Here is a 2,821-nt window from a genome sequence, read left to right on the forward strand (position 1 = left end):
GCCTTAGGGGTCGAACCCAACACCGAATTGTTTGAAACCTGTACTCTCAGAGGCGCGGAGGCCGGTCTCAAGATAACCGCCCCGATGATTGAAGAGGGCATTCAGATCATGTCGGGCATCTGCCAGCAGATGGGAACATTCTTCTCGGCCTATGATGCAGTAGTTCTTCCACCCTATGCGAATCTGGCGCTTCCGCTAGGGGATTCAAACCAGAACCATCCCGACTGGACCATCGATCAGTATTACGATGAACTATTCGCTCGGTTTAATTCGACCGCCCCATTCAACATGACGGGACAGCCTGCGATCGCAGTTCCCACCGGCATAGTGGACGGTGTGCCGGCCGGTGTGCAGATTGCGTCCTCGGTCGCGCGAGAGGATATTCTGCTCAACCTTACGGCACAGCTCGAAGAAGCTACGAATTGGACCGCTCGGCGCCCCGGCATCCACGTCGCCAACAACTGAAATCAGTTAGGAAATTGAATTTCAGCATTCCGGCCTCTGCAGTGATGCACCTTTCTGGGATCATCGCGGCAGAAGCCGACTTGCTGCATCGGGCAATTGCCCATGCGGTTATCAGTTACAAACTTGCAATAGGGGAAACCTATGAAAGTTCTCGACCTTGAGGCTACTCGCGCCGCTCTTCCCTTCGACAAACTCGTGGAGGCTATCGATCATGGCTTTCGCGGAGAATACGAGACTCCGCTTCGTCACCAACACAACGTTGGAAACACCGCTGCCGAAGATGACGTTATTTTACTGATGCCGGCATGGCAGCAGGAAGGTTTCGGCGGCGTCAAATTGGTCAACGTCGTTCCTGGCAATACCAGTCGGGACCTTCCTGCCATATCGTCGAGCTACATCCTTTTCGACCGTGACACCGGCGAACACTTGATGATGCTGGACGGGGGCGAATTGACGGCACGACGTACCGCTGCCGCGTCAGCTCTTGCCGCGCGGCGTCTTGCACGCCCCGACAGCAGCGCGCATTTGATTATCGGTGCTGGACGGGTTGGTCGAAACCTTGCCCTATCATATCGGGAGGTACTGCCGATCGAGCACACCCTAGTGCATGATCTTCGCCGAGAAAATGCTGAGCGCATGGCCGCTGATCTGAACGCTTTGGGGATCACAGCCGACGTCATCGACACGGCTGAAGAGGGCATTGCCGAGGCCGATGTGGTGTCCTGCGCCACGCTCGCCAAATCACCAGTAATTAAGGGAAAATGGCTGAGAAGCGGGCAGCACATCGACCTCATCGGCAGCTTTACTCCCGAAATGCGTGAAGCCGATGACCACGCCATCGAGCGCGCAAGCGTGTTTATCGACACCGAGGACGCACTCCGCGAAAGCGGCGATTTGATCACTCCGATCCAAAATGGCGTCTTGGCCCGCTCGGAAATCGCCGGGACATTGAAAAACATCTGCGCCGATAAGGCTTTCCCGCGCGGCAACCACGAGGAAATAACCCTTTTCAAAGGCGTGGGAACCGCGATCGAGGATTTAAGCGCGGCGATCTTGGCCTATAAACAGAGCTGAACCAGAACATAACAGGCCCCCGCAGCCTTGTAGAGGGGCCAGTTCGCGCAGTGTGATGTAGCCGTTCTGTGAGCCTGAACAGATGGCTCACAGAACGGCTACGGCGCGATTTTTTAAGGCGGCTTTAGAAGCTATTACTGATCTTCACGCCCGCTGAGAATGCGTCGTTGCCGGTGAACGAAATAATCGCGGAATCTGCACTGCCAATGTCTGTGTACCGGACACCGGTTGTCACCTTCCACCCCTCGGCCTCATAGGAAACAGCAGAGTCATAGCTGACATAGCCTTCGGTGCCAGAAAAGTTGCCTACAATGTAGAGCGATGACTGATAGGAAGACCTTCGGGAACCTGCCGTATCGGACCGCGACGCTCCGCCAATCCTTCAGCCTGCTGAACATGATCTCAATCCGATTGCGGCGCTGGTCGTATTTCACCGCCTCCTTCCGCTGTTTCCGGTCAGGAATGCATGCGAGTATCTCTTTGTCTTTTAACGCTTCTCCGAACCCGCTCGCACAGCGTATCCGCTGACCAGGATGACCGTCCCAGCAAAGACTGGATCCGAGAGGGCCGCGCCAACCCGGCTTCTTCCGCCAGCATCCAGCCCGTCTTGCGCTCCGCTCCAGACAACAGGCCATCAATGAACACGCCCGCGGAGGCGCGTTGTTCAGAACGTTTGAACGCAGGGGCGATGACATCCTTCAAGCCTTCAAGTGCATGCGACCAATCTGAAACGCTGCCCGCCCAATCCGAAACAGACATGACTCATCCCTCCCAATCCCAGAGAAAGATGAATCAGAAATCCAAAACAAACGCAATTGTAGTACTAACCCTAGTGCATTGGCTGAAAAATCGGCCCCGATCAGCAGCGGCTATAACACATTCTGATCGCAACCGACTTTCCCATGGTATTTCTTGAAATCCATCCATCTCAACGACCTCAATGTTTTGGACCACGGGAAATCATCATTCCTCATCGTCATAATGATAAACCAGAAATCCTCCGTTAATCAGTCCTCTCAATATGTCCCATGGGCGTTGAGGCCGGGCAGCTATCTCATACATCCCGAAGGAAATATGGGAAAATAGAAAAGGGAGAGATAACTCTCCCCCCTTAAGTTCTGAATCTAAAAGTCATTTTAATTATGTGTTTGCATTTGCCCCTCTGTTTCGCCATGAGCAGCCTCATGTGCCGCGCCGTGAGCGTCGCCGTGAGCGTCGCCGTGAGCGTCGCCGTGAGCGTCGCCGTGAGCGTCGCCGTGAGCGTCGCTATGCGCACCAAGAC

General features: G+C 54.8%; 2 protein-coding genes and 2 pseudogenes. 2 read left to right on the forward strand and 2 right to left on the reverse strand.

From position 1 onward, the window contains the following. Together A2I95_RS29730 and A2I95_RS29735 are read left to right on the forward strand one after the other, a co-directional pair. On the forward strand, positions 1-465 hold a 465-nt coding region (locus A2I95_RS29730; RefSeq protein WP_291735671.1), incomplete at its 5' end, for an amidase family protein. A gap of 141 nt (positions 466-606) precedes the next feature. After that, the gene (locus tag A2I95_RS29735; protein ID WP_291735672.1) at positions 607-1,539 is read left to right on the forward strand and encodes an ornithine cyclodeaminase family protein; all 933 of its coding nucleotides are present in this window, start codon (positions 607-609) and stop codon (positions 1,537-1,539) included. A 269-nt stretch (positions 1,540-1,808) separates the two neighbouring features. Here A2I95_RS29735 and A2I95_RS29740 read toward each other — a convergent pair. Beyond that, positions 1,809-2,042: pseudogene (locus tag A2I95_RS29740) on the reverse strand (transposase); the annotation flags it as partial. A 10-nt stretch (positions 2,043-2,052) separates the two neighbouring features. Then, positions 2,053-2,196 (reverse strand): annotated as a pseudogene (locus tag A2I95_RS29745) (IS701 family transposase); the annotation flags it as partial. Between the last annotated feature and the right edge of the window lie 625 nt (positions 2,197-2,821).

This window comes from Leisingera sp. F5, assembly GCF_001593695.1.

Excerpts from the sequence above, each read along its gene's own strand:
- A2I95_RS29735 (WP_291735672.1), top strand. The coding sequence starts at position 607 with ATGAAAGTTCTCGACCTTGAGGCTACTCGCGCCGCTCTTCCCTTCGAC.